Source organism: bacterium (genome assembly GCA_040754625.1).
Taxonomy (GTDB): domain Bacteria; phylum JACRDZ01; class JAQUKH01; order JAQUKH01; family JAQUKH01; genus JAQUKH01.
In genome coordinates this window covers 1-18,718 of the sequence record JBFMCF010000113.1, presented here as the reverse complement: position 1 = coordinate 18,718, position 18,718 = coordinate 1, and the positions used below count along the sequence as shown (strand labels likewise).

The window sequence follows — 18,718 nt, the reverse complement described above, 5'->3', positions numbered from 1 at the left end:
GTAAAACTCGATTATTTTATTGTTTTCAACTTTACACTTTTCACTTCTAACTTTTAACTGGAGCGAAGCGGCATGATTCATTCCATCGGCACTGATATTGTTGAAGTAAAACGGATTAAGAACTCAATAAAAAATAAAAACTTTATTACGAAAATTTTTACTGATTCCGAAATTGAATACTGCGGGAAAAAAAGAAATTATTTTATTAATTACGCGGGACGGTTCGCGGCCAAGGAAGCAATAGCGAAATTATTCGGAGAAAATATTAAACCTGTAATATACAGGGAAATCGAAATTAAAAACGGCAAAAACGGGGAACCAAGGGTGACACTTTCAGGAGGGACAAAACTTTTCGCGAAAAAATTGGGGTTCAAAAAATTTTTAATAAGCATCTCTCATACTGAAAATTACGCTGTTGCTATGGCCATCGGAGAAAAACATGGAAAATGAAAAAAAACACCTGTTAGACCTTATAAGTTCATTCATCTGCATTATTGCGGCAGGAAGTGTCCTTTCAGGACTGGGCAGGGTAATCTCGGGGGTAAAATTATATTCGGGCATTATTGACGGATTTTTTATAAGTTTAACAATATATCTATCGCTTTTTCTGCCTAAAATCCCATTTTTCGGACGTGTTAAAATCCAGCACTATTATTTATTAAATACTTTAATTATCGGTTTTGTAATCGGCGGGATACCCGGAATAATACTTCACGATAAATTTACTTTTTTCGCATCCGGTTTTGACAGCAGTCTTTTGTGTATTTCTTTTGTTATGATTGAGAGTATTGAAGAAAAAGTAATAAATAAGGCAAAATTGCTGTTTTATTATCTATTGGCCGGCATGACAGCCGGATTTATCGGCAATTTTATATTTAATGTCCTTGTCGAAATTAAATTACTGCAATCAGTGGATTTTAAAATTGTTTTTCTTGGCGCATTTTATGGCGCAATATGGGGCGGCCTCATTATAGTCGGTATAAAACTGTCTTTACAATACTTAAAACCGTTAATACGGCTTTGTATCTCACCCATACTTTTATCAGCACTCCATGGAATAGTTATCGCTATCGGCACAGGAATGTTTGGAATTATCGTAGAAACGATAACTTTTACAAATACCAATTTCGATTTAACTGCAACCGGAGCAACATCGTTAAGCCAGGCGATTACCTTAAGTTTCATTAGAGACGCAACTTTCGGCTTATGCTTTGGTTTTATATTCACTTTAATACCAAAACTTATTCCGATTAAAAAATTAGAAAATCTCCTGCTCCTTGTTTCAGGCGCCATCGCCGGATTTTTATCCCCGATGTTTGTTCAAAACTTCTTCTTGTTTGTTTTATCTCCGATAGACGGGCTATTATTGGGGGCGACTGTTGGCTTTGGCATATTATTAAGTGATATAAGAGAAGAAGATAAAAAGAAAAAACGCATATGGACGTTAATATTTTCTCCGTCCTTTGGATTTATTGCTCTTATTATAAGCGCATTTTTAAAAGACCCTTCAAAAGAAAAACCATTTTTTTATCTTTTAGGTTTCGGGATCCTGGGAGTTATATACGGGTTCATCATAACCTTTTTTAAATTTGTCTGTGACTATTATCTTGAAGAGGACCAGGGAGAGCCTCCAAAAATAATATAATATTTATTATGAAAATACCATCTTCCCTTGAAATAAAAAAAATCGACAGCCTTGCCAGGGAGAAATACGGCATTCCCGGCATACTATTAATGGAAAACGCCGGGCGAACTTCAAAAGAAATCCTGGAAAAACATTTTGGCCCTCTTAAAAATAAAAAGATAGCTGTTTTCGCGGGCCGCGGCAATAACGGCGGCGATGGATTATGCCTTGCGCGGCACCTGTGTTTTGTTTCAAACGCTGATGTAAAAATTTTTCTTTTATCAAACCCCGCTAAATTTAAAAATGAGGCAAAGACAAATCTTGATATTCTTCTTAAATCGGGATTCAGCATCACCCTCCTCACCCATAAAAATATTAATATAATAAACAGATATTTGCATGATTGCGAGATGATAATCGATGCGATATTCGGGATAGGCTTTCACGGTTTAATGCCCGATCTCCACCAAAAAGTAATTGAATTGATAAATAGTTCCCGTAAAAACATCGTTTCGCTTGACATCCCTTCCGGTGTAAATGCGTCCACAGGGCAGATCGGAGCAGTCGCAGTGAAAGCGGATTTAACCATAACAATGGAATTACCTAAACCCGGATTATTTCTACCCCCCGCGATTGATTATGCCGGAAAACTTGAAATCGCTAAATTGGGATTTCCTCCAAGGCTTACAAAAAATCCTGAAATTTTAATTGATCTCCTGGAGGGAAAAGATATTAAACCGCTTATTCCTTCATGGCCGCCTTCCACCCATAAAGGATCGCGGGGTAAAGCCTTGATAATCGCCGGCTCAAAAAATTATATAGGCGCCCCTTTTCTTGCCGCGCAGGCGGCTTTAAAAAGCGGCGCGGGGCTTGTTGAACTCGCGGTTCCTGAATCGCTTTATAATTCTTTAAGTAAACGCGTCACGGAAATTATATTGCATCCTATGCCTGAAACAAAAAATAAGAGTTTGGCCATTTCTTCTTTAGAAAAAATATTAAAACTGGCTGAAACAAAAGATGCGGTTTTAATAGGTCCCGGGATGTCACATGATGAAGAAACAATAAAATTAATAAGGATACTGACAGGAAAAATAAAAAAACCTCTGGTAATTGACGCGGACGGTTTAAACGCCCTTTCAGAAAATATTTCTATCCTGAAAAAAAGAAAATATCCTGCTCTGTTAACACCCCATCCAGGAGAAATGGGAAGGCTATTAAAATCAACTTCAAACGCTGTTCAAGCAGATCGTTTAACAATCAGCCGTAACTTCGCGATAAAGCACAATATTTATCTTGTGCTTAAAGGAGCTTATTCAATTATCTCCCTGCCGAACGGAAACCAGTTCATTAATCCCACAGGCAACCCCGGCATGGCGCAGGCCGGCATGGGAGACGTGTTATCCGGAATGATTGTTTCTTTCTTAGGCCAGAAATTAAGCCCTGCTAATGCTTTAAATCTTGCCTGTTTCCTGCACGGAAAAACAGGAGATTTGCTGGCAGAGAAAAAGGGAATAACGGGTTTTACGGCAAAGGATCTGATGGAAAATTTGTATCTGGGCATACAAAATCTATCAGCGTCCGCTTAAACAACAGACTGTGTGAAAACTAACTTTGTTAACTATAAAAATGGAGACTAATAATGGATAAATATCAAGTTGTCATCATCGGCGCGGGGCCGGCGGGATTATCAGCCGGGATTTACACAAGCCGGGCTTTTCTTTCAACTTTAATACTGGAAAGTACAGCCCCCGGCGGGCAGGCCGCCACCACGGATATTATTGAAAACTACCCGGGTTTCCATGACGGAATAAGAGGCCTGGATTTAATGAATAATATGGAAAAACAGGCAAAACATTTTGGCGCGAAAATAGAATTCGGGCAGGTAGCTGAAATAAGGAATGCGGATGCTGGAGAAAAAACAATTATTCTGGATGATGGAACAACTATTCAATGTAACGCTATTATTATCGCGGCCGGCGCGAAACCAAATGAATTGGATGTCCCGGGCGAAAGAAAATTCAGAGGCCGAGGCGTTTCCTACTGCGCGACTTGTGACGGTGCTTTTTTCAAGAATAAAGATGTTGCTGTAGTCGGGGGAGGTAACGCCGCGCTTGAAGAAGCTGTATTCCTTACAAAATTCACGAACAAAGTCTATTTGATACACAGGCGGGATGAGTTCCGCGGGGGGAAAATACTTCAGGAACGCGTTTTAAAACAGCCTAAGATTACAACTGTTTTAAATTCAATAGTAAAAGAGATAATTGGAAATAACCAGGTTGAAAAAATTAAAATAGAAAATGTCAAAACTAAAGAAATTTCGTTTCTGGCCTGTTCGGGTATTTTCATTTACGCGGGCCATAAACCTAATACCGATTTATTAAAAAATATAGTGCGGACAGATGAAAATGGTTATATAATTACAGATGAAGACATGCGAACCGATGTGCCTGGTATTTTTGCGGCCGGAGACATACGAAAAAAATTTCTGAGGCAGGTAGTCACGGCTGTTGGAGACGGAGCAACCGCGGCGATGGCCGCTGAAAAATATGTTTCCTGAGAGAACGGGGGGGGTAAAATGAAGAAAATATTATTACTAATAGCAGTAATAACCGTATATGCTGTTATTCAATTTTCGACAAATAAAATCAGCACTGAATCTTCCTCCCCTGCTAAAAAATATGTCCCTGATATAATCGTCAAAGACCTTGAGGGAAAAGATATTGAATTAAAAAAACTTATTAATGGAAAGGTCACGGTCTTGAATTTCTGGGCGACATGGTGCCCTTCCTGCCGCAAAGAACTGGCTGAGATGGAAAAATTTTTCCAAAAATATAAAGATAACGGGTTATCAATTATTGCTTTTAGCGTTGACCAGGACATCAATGAAGTCAAAAAATATGTTAAAGAAAATCAACCGGCGATAAAAATAATTATGGCGAATGATAATTTAATCTCCGCTTATGGCGGTATAAAATCCATACCCGTAACTTTTATTTTGGATATTGAAGGCCAAATTAAAAATAAAATAATTGGATATAATACAAAGATTGAAGATGAAATTAAAAAATATCTCGATATTAAATAATACCGCCCTCTTGCCATTAACAATTATTTTTTGCCATCCAACCTGAAAAAATAACCTTTTAAAGAGAAATATTTTTATAGAAATAAAATTTAATTTAAAATATACTATCTATAACTGTAAATTAATAATTTAAAAAAGTAAAAAATATCCTGTTTTTGTTTAGGATAATGAATGTTGAGTTGAAAGGCGGGTAGGCGGTTGAAAATCGCTGTTTCTGGAAAAGGCGGAGTCGGAAAAACAACATTAACCAGCCTGTTAGCATTTACTTTCTCGTCTGCCGGAAATAAGGTCCTTGCGCTTGACGCTGACCCTGATTCAAACTTAGGCCTGTCACTGGGATTAAGTTTAAAAGAAACAAAAGATATAGTGCCTCTTTCTGAAATGAAAGAACTCATTGCTGAAAGAACAGGAACTAAACCGGGAATAAATAATCCCTTTTTTAAAATGAATCCAAAAGTGGATGATATTCCTGAAAAATATAGTAAAAATATCAATGCGGATATTAAATTTCTTATGTTGGGAGGATTAAAATCAGGCGGCGGCGGTTGTTTCTGCCCTGAAAACGCGCTTTTAAAAACACTTTTGAAACATATCCTGGTAAACAGGGAAGAAATTATTTTAATAGATATGGAGGCGGGCATTGAACATCTCAGCCGCGGGACAGCTGAATCAGTGGATGCCCTGATAATAGTCATTGACACGGGCCGGAAAAGCCTGCAAACGGCATTAACGATTGAACGTTTGGCCAGGGAACTTACAATTAAAAACATTTTTGTTGTAATAAACCGTGTTAGAAATCATAATGAAATAGAATCTATTCAGAAAGAAATAAATTTGCCGGTGCTTGGTCTTATTTCTTTCAGCACTGATATACTTAAGCAGGACCAGACTGGAAATTACCAGTTTGATAAAAACAGCAAAACAGCGGAAGAAGTCAAAAGTGTTATTGAACACTTAAAAAAGCAATTGAATAAGTTATAAAGTTGAAAGTTATAAAATTTGTAACGTATGGATTTAACTTTACTACTTTAGAACATTATAACTTTATAAACTAACATAGGAGAATATAAATGCCTGAACTTATCGACGGGAAAAAAATAAGCGGTGATATACAATCTGAACTAAAAAAAGATATTGAACAACTTAAACAAAAAGGAATTATCCCGGGTCTCGCGGTTGTTCTTGTGGGCGCTAACCCTGCTTCCAAGGTTTATGTCAGCATGAAACAAAAGGCCTCCAACAGCCTTGGGATATATTCTGAAGAACATAAACTTGAGGAAAACATATCACAGGAAACTCTTATTAAATTAATTAAAAAGTTAAATAATGACCCTAAAATAAATGGTATCCTGGTACAGCTCCCTCTTCCGAAGCAGATTGACACAAATATAGTTTTAGAAAGTATAGTTCCTGAAAAAGACGTTGATGGGTTTCATCCTTATAATGTCGGGAAACTGGTCGCGGGAACACCTACATTTGTGGCCTGCACGCCATACGGGGTCATAAAACTGCTTGAATATTCAAAGGTTAACATGGAAGGTAAAGAGGCAGTTGTCATCGGCAGGAGCAATATTGTCGGGAAGCCCGTCGCCATGCTTTTAATGCAGGAAAACGCTACAGTAACAATCTGCCATTCAAAAACCAAGGATTTGCCGGCGGTAAGCCGCCGCGCGGATATTTTAATCGCGGCTATCGGAAAACCAAAGTTTGTAACAAAGGATTTTGTAAAAAAAGGCGCTGTTGTAATTGATGTCGGTGTAAACCGTTTACCTGACGGGACACTTTGCGGCGACGTTGACTTTGATAATGTAAAGGATTTAACGTCAATGATTACGCCTGTCCCGGGCGGCGTCGGCCCGATGACAATAACAATGCTGATGCATAACACGGTTAAGTCCGTGAAAATGGCAAACGGATTGATAAAATAGAATAAAAATCAGGTAATTACTGGTTACGGGAATATTTATGATAGTAACAAAACAAAAACCCATAGAAGAAATAGTTAAATCCCTCGAGGGAGAAAATAATATTTTTCTTGTCGGCTGTTCGGTCTGCGCCGATGAATGCCAGACAGGCGGGGAAACAGCGACTAAAGAACTAATTGAAAAACTTAAAACATCTGGCAAAAATGTGACAGGTTTCGCCGTAATCAACGCGCCCTGCCATGTTCTCCTTACAAAAAAAGATTTAAAGGTGCATAAGGAGGCGATTGATAAATCCGACGCCATCCTGATAACCGCGTGCGGGGCATGCGCGCAATCGGTTTCCGAAATAATCGAAAAACCGGTCCGGCCCGCAAGCAACACCCTGTTTTTGGGAAACATCGAAAGGCACGGGCATTTCCACGAACATTGTTCAATGTGCGGGGAATGCGTGATTTCATTCACCGACGGCATATGCCCTATAACAAATTGCGCGAAAGGACTGTTAAACGGACCGTGCGGGGGAATGAACAAGGGAAAGTGCGAGATCTCAACTGAAGAGCGGCCTGTTGACTGCGCGTGGGTACTGATTTATGAAAGGCTTAAAAAATTCAATCATCTTGAAAAATTTAAAAATATACAGCCCGCTAAAAATTATAGTAAACATATAAAACCTGACAGGCTTATATTGGAAAGAAAGAAATAACGTAGGGGCGCAATTTATTGCGCCCAATCAGGGCGTGATAAATCACGCCCCTACAAAAAAATATTATCATGAACACTTTAAAAAATGCTCTTGAAACTGACAAGTTTATAATCACCGCCGAGGCCGGCCCTCCAAAAGGGACGGATGTTCAGGAAATGCTTCACTCCACCTCCCTTTTGAAGGAAAAAGTTGACGCGGTCAATGTTACCGATAACCAGAGTTCAGTAATGCGCCTGGGTTCGCTCGGCGCTTCAAAACTGATTTTGGAACATGGTTTGGACCCGATATACCAGTTAACGTGCAGGGACAGGAACCGGCTGGCAATCCAGTCCGACCTTTTATCAGCCCATGTCCTTGGTATCAGGAATGTCCTTGCGCTGACCGGCGACCATACGCAGGCTGGCGACCATAAACAGGCGAAGCCCGTTTTTGACATTGAATCAGTCCAGTTATTGCAGGTCATTTCCACGCTAAACAGGGGCATGGACATGAATGGAAACCTGCTTAAAGGAAAAACAGAGTTTACAATGGGTGCCACAGTTACGCCTGAGGCAGACCCTATTGAACCTCAGATTTTAAAATTTGAGAAAAAAGTTAAAGCTGGCGCGCAATTTTTCCAGACACAGGCAGTATATGACACAAAAAAAATGGAAGAATTCATGGAAACAGCCCGCCATTTCCCCGTAAAAATAATCGGCGGGATACTCCTTCTTAAAAGCGCCAAGATGGCAAGGTTTTTGAATAAATTTGTGCCCGGTATCAGGGTGCCGGATGAGCTTATCAACGAATTGGAGAAATCGGAAAAACCATTGGAAACAGGCATCCAAATAGCTGCCAGGCAGATTAATGAATTCCGCTCAATCTGCGATGGTGTCCATGTTATGGCAATCGGCATGGAGGATAAGGTGCCGCTGATTTTGGAAAAAGCGGGAATTTAATTAGAAGATGTTATAAAGTTAAAAGTTATAAAGTAGAAACTTTACAACTTTAAAAACTTTATAAACTAAATATGTCATTTACTATCGCTCTTTCAGGTAAAGGAGGGACAGGGAAAACCACCCTCTCCTCTCTTTGTATAAGGTTTTTGAAGGAAAAAAACCTGTCTCCCATTCTCGCGGTTGACGCTGACCCAAATTCAAATCTTAACGAATGCTTAGGGGTCAGCATAAACGCGAATGTGGCGGACATCCGTGAAAAATCTCTTGAAAGAGAAAAAAACATTCCCGCGGGGATGAGTAAACCCGATTTTATTGAATATGAAATAACCAAGACGCTTGTTGAAGCTTCCGGTTTTGACCTTCTGGCCATGGGAAGGCCCGAAGGCCCGGGTTGTTATTGCTACACTAACAACCTGATAAGGAAATTTATAGATAAACTGTCATCTAAATATAGATTTGTCATAATAGACACGGAAGCCGGAATGGAACACTTCAGCCGCAGGACCACCCAAAAGGTGGATTTGCTTTTACTGGTTTCTGATTATAATGTCAGGGGTATTAAAGCCGCGGGCAAAATTAAACAGTTAGTGAGAGAGCTGAATCTGCAAATAGACAGGAATTATCTTGTTTTAAATAGAAGCCCGGAAAAAATAGACGCTTCCATTGCCTCAGAGATAGAAAAGAATGACCTTAAGCTTGCGGGTACAATTCCTGAGGATGAAAATGTCAGGAATTTTGATATCGAGGGAAAACCGCTGATTGATTTGCCCCGGGATTCAAAATCCTATGAGGCTTTAAAGAAAATATTGGATAAATTTGTAAATATATAAATACATGGAGGAAAAAATGCCATTCACATTGCCAAAAGAAACATATTCAGGGAAAATCAATGAAGTTAAATTCGGGGGAATAGATATCGGCGGCGAAAACACCCTGCCCTTTCTTTCATTCGAGGGCGTGCCCGCCAAAAAACCCATAGTGGCCCTTGAAATACAGGACGTGGTCCCACAGGACTGGCCGGAAGCTTTAACTAAAATTTACGGCAAAGTAATGGCAGACCCTGTGGCATGGGCCGGATTCTGCGAAAAGGAATTGAAGGCGGACGCTGTATGTTTAAGGCTGGCCGGGACGCACCCTGACAGAGAAAATAAATCAGCGAAAGACGCGGCGAATGTTGTCGCCAAAGTTTCATCAAGTATATCCGTCCCTTTAATATTGCTCGGTTCCAATCACGTGGACAAGGACACTGAATTAATAAATCCGTGTGCCGCCGCCTGCGGAAAGCCGTCTATTATCGGCAAGGCGCAGGAAAAAAATTTTAAAACATTTGCCGCCGCCGCACAGGCTTTTAACCATTATTTAATCGCGTTATCAGACCTTGATATCAACCTCGCGAAACAATTGAATATCCTTCTCACGCAATCAGGGTTTCCAAAAGAAAAAATAATAATGGATACTATGTCAAGCGCGCTGGGATATGGGCTTGAATATACATTTTCAGTAATTGAAAGGTGCAAGCTGGCGGCTTTGCAGCAAAATGACGGTATGATGCAAATGCCCATTGTAAACGATATCGGGCCTGAATCATGGAAGGCGAAGGAAGCAAAAGCTGATATTTCCGAATGGGGTGATACGGAAAAACGGGGTATACTCTGGGAAGCAGTTACAGGAATAACTTTTTTGTCTGCCGGCGGGAATTTTTTAATTATGAGGCACCCGGAGGCAATGAATCTGGTAAGAAAAACTGTGGAACAAATGATATGAAATGTAGGGGTGCAATTCATTGCGCCCAAAAATGGCACAATGCCCAAACAGGGCGTGATAAATCACGCCCCTACAATTATTTACAATAAACGGAGGAACATATGGCTTTATCAGGAATAGAAATTTTCAAATACCTGCCTAAAACAAACTGCGGAAAATGCAAATTCCCGACATGTCTCGCTTTCGCGATGAAACTCGCGGTAAAACAGGCATCACTGGACAGTTGCCCCGATGTTTCGTCCGAGGCAAAAGCGAAATTAAGCGAGGCGTCCGCCCCGCCGATCAGACTTGTCACAATCGGCACCGGCGAAAACGCGGTGTCCGTCGGCGAGGAAACTGTCATGTTTCGGCATGAAAAAACATTTTATCACACACCGGGTTTCGCGGTCGTTATATCCGATAAATCCACCGACAACGAAATAGCGCGAAAAATAGAAGAAACAAAAAACGCGGCGGTAGAAAGAGTCGGACAACACCTGAAAGTCGATTTAATAACCATCGAAAACGAATCCGGAGACATACAGGTATTCAGTAATGCGGTAAAGAAAATTGCGGGATTGACCAGTCTTCCTTTAATTTTAAAATCCGATAACGCAGATGCCATGAAATCCGCATTGCCCGTTGTTTCAGGGAAAAGGCCCCTTTTATCTGCCGCGAATGAATCAAACTATGAAAATATGGCAAAGCTCGCGAAAGAAAATAACTGTCCGCTGGTTGTTTCTGCGCCTGACCTGGAAAAACTGACAGCCTTATCAGAAAAAATAAGCGCTCTGGGTATCAAGGACATTATTTTAGACCCACAAACCGCGAAGGCAAAAGATATAATCGAAAAAAACACAATTATAAGAAGGTCCGCGATAAGAAAATCTTTCAGGCCGCTGGGTTATCCCATAATATCCTTCTTCCATAAAACCGGCGATAACATGCTCGAAACGATGCTCGCGAGTATTTCTATCGCAAAATACGGCTCGATTATCGCGTTATCTTCTCCTGAAATATGGAAGGTACTGCCTTTGTTCGCCTTAAGGCAAAATATTTATACCGACCCGCAAAAACCTATGAAAGTTGAACCAAAAATATATAAAATCGGCGAACCTGATAAAAATTCGCCTCTGATGGTTACAACAAATTTTTCACTGACTTATTTTCTCGTGGCCGGGGAAATTGAAAACAGCAAGGTTTCCGCCTGGCTCGCCGTCCAGGATTCCGAGGGTTTATCAGTCATGACAGCCTGGGCGGCCGGTAAATTCTCAGCCGGAACTATTGCCGCGTTGATTACCAGCCTTAAAGCGGGTGAACTGGTAAGCCATAAAAAGCTGATACTTCCCGGTTACGTGTCCGTTTTAAGCGGTTCATTGCAGGAAAAATTGCCCGACTGGAAGATTATTGTCGGGCCGAGAGAGGCAAATGCCATTCCAGTCTTTTTAAAGAATGAATGGAAATAACTTAATCGTTTAAACGGTTTAAACTGTTTAAACGGTTCAAACTGTTTTTTACTATGGAGGAACTATGTCCAAATTTATCGCAACGGCAGTCATTCGCGGCTCGCACCAGGTAGTGAATCACGCGGAAACTTCGCTTAAAAAAGCAATCTCTGAAAAAGGAAAAGATTTAAAATTTGAATTTCCAGATACCGCTTTTTATCTTCCTTTTTATTACGCCATTACAGGGAAAGAATTAAAAACTTTGGGCGACATGGAAATCTCGCTTAACCACGCTAAATCCATGCTTTCCGCGGAACCCGATGATAAGTCCTGGCTGCCTTATCTCGGCGAAGCGCTTGACGCCGGCATTGCCACGCTTTTCGCGGAAGAAATTATTGAGGCTGTCCGCTACATTTACGGTGAAGAACCGGCCAAAGAAGCGGACGGTTTTACGTATAACGGGTTCATTACCGACACAATATTGAGAGACCTCGGCATTCAGCTGGTTGACGGCCGGATGCCCGGTTTCGCGGCAGTGCTTGGCGCCGCGAAAGACAGCAAGGAAGCCGTAAAAGTCATCCGGCAGCTGCAGGAAAGAAAAATCCTTATATTTCTTGCAGGGGAAACCAACGGCAACAGTGTAACCAAACAACTGCGCCAGGAAAATATCGACCTGGGCTGGGAAACTTACATTGTCCCGCTCGGGAAAGACACAATCTCTGTAATTTACGCTCTTAACTGGGCAATAAGGTCGGCAATGATGTTCGGGGGAATCAAAAAAGGAAATTACAAAGACATTCTTAAATACACTCTTGACAGGGTCCACGCCTTTGCCCTTGTCCTTGGAGAATTGGATGATATAAAATGGACCACGGGCGCCGGTGCGATCAGTATGGGCTTCCCCGCGATATCGCACAGCAAGGTCCCTGAAATCAAGCCTAACGGGGTATGCAGGTATGAGGAAGTCGTTTGGGAACCCGACATAGACAAGATTGTGGACAAATCAATCGAAGTCAGGGGGTTAAAAATCGAGATTGAAAAAATAGATATCCCGGTCCCTTACGGCCCGGCTTTCGAAGGCGAGCGTGTAAGGAAAGAAGATACATATCTTGACATTGGCGCCAATAAAACCATGTCATTCGAATATTTACGCATGAAAAACATGGATGATGTTTCTGACGGCAAAATAATCATTGACGGCCCAAAAATAGACGAAAAAGAAGGATTATACCCGATGGGAATCCTTGTTGAAGTGGCCGGGCGAAAAATGCAGAAAGACTTTGAATCAATATTAGAGAGAAAAATCCACCATTTTTTAAGCGAGGCCCACGGCGTATTTCATATGGGCCAGCGCGATATGAACTGGATCAGGATAAGCAAAGAGGCATACCAGTCGGGATTCAGGCTGGAACATCTGGGTAAAATTCTTCACGCGAGAATGCATTCCGAATTCCCGGCGATAGTGGACAAGGTTGAAGTAATGCTTATCACCGATGAAGCAAAAGCAAAAAAGCTTTTAGTTGAAGCGCAAAAAAGCTATAAGGAAAGAGATGAAAGAGTCGCGGGGCTGACCGATGAAACTGTCGACATCTATTACTCCTGCACTTTATGCCAGTCTTACGCGCCAAATCATGTGTGTGTAATCACACCCGAGCGTCTTGGGCTTTGCGGCGCTTATAACTGGCTTGACGGGAAAGCCGCCTATGAAATCGACGCTACGGGGCCGAACCAGCCAATCAAAAAAGGACGAATTATCGATTCCGTCAAGGGACAATGGGAAGGTGTCAATGAATTTGTATATAACAAATCAAACCAGGCAATAAGCGTGTTTAACGCATACTCCATGATGGACAATCCAATGACATCATGCGGTTGCTTTGAATGTATTATCGCCCTTCTCCCCGAGGCAAACGGCGTAATGATAGTAAACCGGGGATTCACCGATATGACACCGTGCGGGATGAAATTTTCCACGCTTGCCGGTTCAGTCGGCGGGGGAAACCAGACCCCGGGTTTTCTCGGTGTCGGGAGATTATACCTTACAAGTAAAAAATTCCTTCTCGCGGATGGCGGAATCAAACGGATCGTATGGATGCCCAAGGAATTAAAAGAACAATTAAAGGAAGGTATTCAGAAACGCGCCGCTGAGGCGGGTGTACCTGACCTTCTTGATAAAATAGCGGATGAAACTGTCGGGACCGAAAGCAGTGCCGTTTGTGAATTTCTGCAGAGGGTGAACCACCCGGCGTTAACAATGGAGCCGATGATTTAATAAAAACAGTTCAAACCGTTTGAACGGTTTAATCCGTTTGAACTGTTTGAATAAATTTTAAAACAAGGAGAGCATATGACTCAGGAAATAAAAAATGTAAAGTCCCGGACAATCGATAAGGCCTCCGAAAAGATGATGGAAAAAGCCTGCGAGGCTAAAATACAAACGGCGTGGGACAGGTTCGAAGCCATAAAAGTCCAGTGTTCATACGGCGTCCAGGGCATCTGCTGCAGAACATGTATGCTCGGGCCCTGCAGGATAAATGTGAAAGATGAATCAAGCCGTGGTATCTGCGGAGCGGACGCGGACACTATCGCGAGCCGTAATCTGGCCCGTTCCGTGGCGGCCGGGTGCGCGGCGCATTCAGACCATGGTTATGAAATAGCCCATACTCTTCTGATGGCGGCGACAGGAGAAGCCAAAAATTACAAAATAAAAGACACCAAAAAACTGCTTTCCCTGGCCAAAGAATACGGCATTGAAATTGAAAACAAAGAAATCAATAAAATAGCTGAAGAAGTCGCGAAGATCGCCCTCGATGAATTTACCAACCCGCACGGTTCTCCGAGGTTCCTGAAAAGAATGCCTGAAAAAAGGCTTAAATTATGGGAAAAATTAGGGATTGTGCCCAAATGCGTGAATTCAGAGATTGTCCAGGCAATGCACAGGACAAATATGGGGATGGGTTCGGATTATTATGACACTTTCATGGACAGCCTGAAAGTCGGTATTGCCGACGGGTGGATCGGTGCGATGATAGCCACTGAATTGACCGATGTGATGTTTGGCACCCCTAAACCGTTAAGAAGCAAGGTCAATCTCGGCGTATTGGCCGAGGACCAGGTCAATGTCATAATACACGGCCATGAGCCCCTGCTCTCGATGCAGATTGTCGAGGCTTCCCAAGACAAGGAAATCCTGGAATTATGCAAAAAGGCCGGCGCTAAAGGCGTGGTTATCGCCGGGATATGCTGTACCGCGAACGAGGTGCTTATGCGCGAAGGCGTTCCGATAGCGGGAAACTTTTTACAGCAGGAACTTGCGATAATTACAGGCGCGGTTGAGGCGATGGTTGTCGATGTCCAGTGCCTTTTCCCTTCACTGCCTAACGTTGCGGGCTGTTTTCACACAAAAATCATAACTACATCCCCGAAGGCAAAAATGCCAAACGCGATTCACATCGAATTTGATGAAAAAAGAGCATATGATATAGCGAAAGAGATATTAAAAACAGCAATCGATAATTATAAAAACAGGGACAAGGCAAAAGTAAACATACCGTCCGAATCAATGGATATCATCGCGGGTTTCAGCTCGGAAACATTGAGTTATATGCAGGGAGGCGTTTACAGGGCCTCTTACAACCCTCTCGTGGAAAACATTAAAAACGGCAGGATTTTCGGTGTTGTCGGGATTGTCGGGTGCAGTAACTGTAAAATCCAGCAGGATTACGCGAACGTTACTCTAACAAAAGAATTGATAAAAAATAATGTATTCGTTGTAAATACAGGCTGTGCTGCAATAGCATCCGCTAAAGCCGGGCTTATGGTACCTGAGGCAATGGAACTCGCTGGTAAAGGACTTCGCGAAGTTTGCGAGGCAATCGGATGCCCCCCTGTCCTTCACGCGGGTTCATGCGTCGACAACAGCAGGATACTTGTGGCCTGCACCGAGATGATTAAACACGGACTTGGAACGGATTACGATGAACTCCCTATCGCCGGGGCCGCCCTTGAATGGATGTCCGAAAAGGCCATGACGATTGGTAATTATTTCGTGGCCCAGGGAGCGCTCGTGGTGCTTGGTCTTTCACACGCTGTAACAGGAGCCCCAAAATTAAGAAAACTGATGTACGAGGACATTGAAAAGGTAACCGGCGGAAGGTTCGCGGTCGAACCGGACCCGTATAAAGCCGCCGAATTAATATTAAATCATATCGCGGCAAAAAGAAAAAAACTGGGAATATAAATTTAAGAACGGTTTAAACGGTTTAAACCGTTTGAACCGTTTAAACGGCTTTTAAAAGAGGAGGTAAATTTTATGGCATTGGACCCTAAAAAACACGCGGATTGGGAAATAGCTGAAGATTCAGAAAAAAGTATGAAGACCGTCTATGAGCTGGCAGAGAAGATGGGCCTTAAAAAAGAGGAATTACTTCCTCACGGGCATTATGTCGCCAAAATAGACTACAAAAAAGTTTTAAACCGGCTGGGAAATAAACCGGACGCGAAATTTATTGACGTAACCGCTATCACCCCTACTCCGCTTGGTGAGGGGAAATCAACCACCACAATCGGCTTGATCCAGGGTTTGGGTAAAAGAAATAAAAACGTTGTGGGCGCGATCAGACAGCCGTCAGGCGGACCGACAATGAATATTAAAGGGTCTGCCGCGGGCGGCGGGCTTTCACAATGTATCCCGCTGACCCCGTTTTCCCTGGGTTTGACCGGGGACATCAACGCCATCATGAACGCCCACAATCTGGCAATGGTGGCGCTGACATCAAGAATGCAGCATGAATTTAATTATGATGATGCCCAGCTGGCAAAAAGCAAACTTAAACGCCTGGATATTGATCCGAGGAGCGTCCAGATGAAATGGATCATGGATTTCTGTGCCCAGGCGCTTCGCGATATTGTAATCGGTATCGGCGGGAAAATGGATGGTTTTATGATGCAATCAGGATTTGCCATTGCCGTTTCCTCGGAAATTATGGCGATTTTAGCAGTTGCTACAGACCTGAAAGATATGTGCGAAAGAATGGGTAAAATAGTTGTTGCCTACAGTAAATCCGGAAAGCCTGTTACTACCGCGGACCTCGAGGTGGACGGCGCGATGACCGCCTGGATGGTTGAAGCGATTAACCCGAATCTGATGCAGACTGTTGAAGGCCAGCCTGTATTTGTCCACGCGGGTCCGTTCGCGAACATTGCGATCGGCCAGTCTTCAATAGTCGCGGACCGAATAGCGTTAAAACTTGGCGATTACCATGTAACGGAATCGGGATTCGGGGCAGATATCGGATTTGAAAAATTCTGGAACCTTAAATGCCGCTTTTCAGGTAATCATCCTAACGCGGCGGTTGTCGTTGCCACCGTCAGAGCCTTAAAGTGCCATGGCGGAGGCCCTCTCCCGGTGCCGGGACGCCCATTGCCTGAAGAATATAAAAAAGAAAACGTCGGCTGGGTGGAAGCCGGCGCGTCAAGCAATCTGGTACATTTAATTAAAGTTGTTAAAAAGGCGGGCATCAATCCTGTTGTTTGTATCAACGCTTTTCATACTGATACAGACGCTGAAATTAAAACAATCCGCAGGATAGCCGAAGCTGCCGGGGCGCGTGTCGCGCTCTCCAAACACTGGGAAAAAGGCGGCGACGGGGCGCTGGAGCTGGCTGATGCCGTCATAGAAGCGTGCAACGAACCCAATAAATTTAAATTCCTCTATGAGCTTGATACTCCGTTGAGAAACAGAATTGATTTGATCGCGAAAGAAGTTTACGGCGCCGATGGGGTTGATTATTCGCCTGAAGCTTTGACAAAAGCTAAAAGTATGGAAGCGGACCCGGAAATCGCGAAACTTGGAACGTGTATGGTTAAAACGCACCTTTCACTTTCCGATAACCCGAACATTAAAGGCGCTCCGAAAGGCTGGAGACTCCATATCAGGGACATAATGATATACAAGGGCGCGGGTTTTGTCGTGCCGATCGCGGGGGCCATTAAACTTATGCCCGGGACATCTTCCGATCCAGCTTACCGCAGAGTGGATGTGGATGTGGAAACCGGCAAAGTCAAGGGATTGTTTTAAAAAGTATCAAAGTATCATGTATCAGAGTGTCAAGGGTTTACAGTATATGACACATTGACACTTGTGACACTTTTATAGTATATTGCAATTTTTTCAGAAATTATGTAATTCTAAAGGAGGCTTTAAGTGTATCCAAATCCGTTATTGATCGGTGAAAGAATCAATGTAGTAACAAAGGTACTGCGAAAGGCCATGGAAGACCGCGACAAAGGCCCGCTACAGGAAATGGCGGTAAAACAAGTCCAATGCGGCGCGAACATGCTTGACATGAATATCGGCCCTGTTGAAGATGATCCGGAAAGACTGCCATGGTTATGCGAGATCGTTCATGCTGTGGCTAAAGTCCCTCTTTCTCTTGACACGACAAATCCAAAGGCAATGGAAATGGGATTACAGCATTATAATGATGCCTATGGCAAGGCCCTGATAAACTCATGCTCCGGCGAAACAAAGAGATTAAACACATTCATGCCGCTTGCCGCGAAATACAACTGCAATATAATCGGTTTGACACTGGCTGGCGTCGGCTTACCTCCCGACGCCGCGACAAGGGCCTCCATCGCTGTCGATATTATGACCAAAGCCGCCGAACTTGGCGTCCCGATGGAAAATATTTATCTCGATCCTCTTGCGATGACCGTAAAAGGAAACCAGGACCAGGCAAGGTTTGTAATCGAGTCCGTCCAGATGTTCCAGACAATGAATGAACCGCCGATGCATTCCCTGGTCGGCTTAAGCAACGTCGTCAACATGACCCCTGCTTCCATGAAACCGCTTTTAACATCGGTCTATTGGACATTGCTTAGAGAAGCCGGCTTAAGCGGAGCCATTGTTGATGTCAATGATGAAAAATTCATGGCAGTAGTCAAAGGCGAAGACATAAGAAAAGTTTTTCCCGCCAGCCACGTCGATAAAGCCATCCGTATGTTCAAAGGCGAGATCATGTTCGCGGATTCGTTCCTGGAATTGTAATTTATTACCAAAATTTGTTTTAGTAAGGCGTGCCGTTTATCCGGTACGCCTTTTTAATTTGACAATAACATGATTTCATGTTGAACTGAAACCGCTTCGCGGTAGCCAAAACAGACAGTTAATCCACCGGTTTACCTGCCACAACAACAAACCTTTCACATTCCTCTTGTCATAACAGTTCTCTCGGACTAAAATTCCTCCGGT

The 18,718-nt window shown here is 42.8% G+C and carries 16 protein-coding genes; all 16 read left to right on the top strand.

Annotation, left to right across the window (positions count from 1 at the left end; translation table 11 throughout):
* Nucleotides 1-72: 72 nt before the first annotated feature.
* The 16 genes from acpS to AB1498_10885 all read left to right on the top strand — a co-directional run bounded on the left by acpS (nt 73) and on the right by AB1498_10885 (nt 18,514).
* Nucleotides 73-450 (top strand): holo-ACP synthase, encoded by a 378-nt coding sequence (acpS, locus tag AB1498_10960; protein MEW6088809.1) that lies wholly within the window; start codon nt 73-75, stop codon nt 448-450.
* Complete coding sequence (locus AB1498_10955) at nt 440-1,645, top strand: hypothetical protein (GenBank protein ID MEW6088808.1); 1,206 nt, start codon at nt 440-442, stop codon at nt 1,643-1,645. The genes acpS and AB1498_10955 overlap by 11 nt, the downstream gene beginning before the upstream one ends.
* An 8-nt stretch (nt 1,646-1,653) precedes the next feature.
* The gene (locus tag AB1498_10950; protein ID MEW6088807.1) at nt 1,654-3,210 is read left to right on the top strand and encodes an NAD(P)H-hydrate dehydratase; all 1,557 of its coding nucleotides are present in this window, start codon (nt 1,654-1,656) and stop codon (nt 3,208-3,210) included.
* Nucleotides 3,211-3,263: 53 nt separating this feature from the next.
* Nucleotides 3,264-4,181 (top strand): thioredoxin-disulfide reductase, encoded by a 918-nt coding sequence (gene trxB, locus AB1498_10945; protein ID MEW6088806.1) that lies wholly within the window; start codon nt 3,264-3,266, stop codon nt 4,179-4,181.
* Nucleotides 4,182-4,199: 18 nt separating this feature from the next.
* Nucleotides 4,200-4,709, top strand: coding sequence for a TlpA disulfide reductase family protein (locus AB1498_10940; protein MEW6088805.1), 510 nt, complete (start codon nt 4,200-4,202; stop codon nt 4,707-4,709).
* 198 nt (nt 4,710-4,907) lie between these two features.
* The gene (locus AB1498_10935; protein MEW6088804.1) at nt 4,908-5,690 is read left to right on the top strand and encodes an AAA family ATPase; all 783 of its coding nucleotides are present in this window, start codon (nt 4,908-4,910) and stop codon (nt 5,688-5,690) included.
* 89 nt (nt 5,691-5,779) lie between these two features.
* The gene (gene folD / locus AB1498_10930) at nt 5,780-6,637 is read left to right on the top strand and encodes a bifunctional methylenetetrahydrofolate dehydrogenase/methenyltetrahydrofolate cyclohydrolase FolD (GenBank protein MEW6088803.1); all 858 of its coding nucleotides are present in this window, start codon (nt 5,780-5,782) and stop codon (nt 6,635-6,637) included.
* Between the two features lie 37 nt (nt 6,638-6,674).
* Nucleotides 6,675-7,337, top strand: coding sequence for a methylenetetrahydrofolate reductase C-terminal domain-containing protein (locus AB1498_10925; GenBank protein MEW6088802.1), 663 nt, complete (start codon nt 6,675-6,677; stop codon nt 7,335-7,337).
* Between the two features lie 68 nt (nt 7,338-7,405).
* The gene (locus tag AB1498_10920) at nt 7,406-8,275 is read left to right on the top strand and encodes a methylenetetrahydrofolate reductase (GenBank protein ID MEW6088801.1); all 870 of its coding nucleotides are present in this window, start codon (nt 7,406-7,408) and stop codon (nt 8,273-8,275) included.
* 71 nt (nt 8,276-8,346) lie between these two features.
* Complete coding sequence (locus AB1498_10915; GenBank protein ID MEW6088800.1) at nt 8,347-9,105, top strand: AAA family ATPase; 759 nt, start codon at nt 8,347-8,349, stop codon at nt 9,103-9,105.
* Between the two features lie 16 nt (nt 9,106-9,121).
* Complete coding sequence (locus AB1498_10910) at nt 9,122-10,039, top strand: acetyl-CoA decarbonylase/synthase complex subunit delta (protein ID MEW6088799.1); 918 nt, start codon at nt 9,122-9,124, stop codon at nt 10,037-10,039.
* A 101-nt stretch (nt 10,040-10,140) separates the two neighbouring features.
* Entirely contained in the window at nt 10,141-11,484 is a 1,344-nt protein-coding gene (gene acsC / locus AB1498_10905) for an acetyl-CoA decarbonylase/synthase complex subunit gamma (GenBank protein ID MEW6088798.1), read from the top strand.
* A 64-nt stretch (nt 11,485-11,548) separates the two neighbouring features.
* On the top strand, nt 11,549-13,735 hold the full coding sequence (gene acsB, locus AB1498_10900; protein ID MEW6088797.1) for an acetyl-CoA decarbonylase/synthase complex subunit alpha/beta: 2,187 nt from the start codon (nt 11,549-11,551) through the stop codon (nt 13,733-13,735).
* Nucleotides 13,736-13,810: 75 nt separating this feature from the next.
* Nucleotides 13,811-15,703 (top strand): anaerobic carbon-monoxide dehydrogenase catalytic subunit, encoded by a 1,893-nt coding sequence (cooS, locus tag AB1498_10895; protein MEW6088796.1) that lies wholly within the window; start codon nt 13,811-13,813, stop codon nt 15,701-15,703.
* Between the two features lie 72 nt (nt 15,704-15,775).
* Nucleotides 15,776-17,542: a formate--tetrahydrofolate ligase gene (locus AB1498_10890; GenBank protein ID MEW6088795.1), complete on the top strand. Its 1,767-nt coding sequence runs from the start codon at nt 15,776-15,778 to the stop codon at nt 17,540-17,542.
* A 126-nt stretch (nt 17,543-17,668) separates the two neighbouring features.
* Nucleotides 17,669-18,514 (top strand): dihydropteroate synthase, encoded by an 846-nt coding sequence (locus AB1498_10885; protein ID MEW6088794.1) that lies wholly within the window; start codon nt 17,669-17,671, stop codon nt 18,512-18,514.
* Nucleotides 18,515-18,718 lie beyond the last annotated feature (204 nt).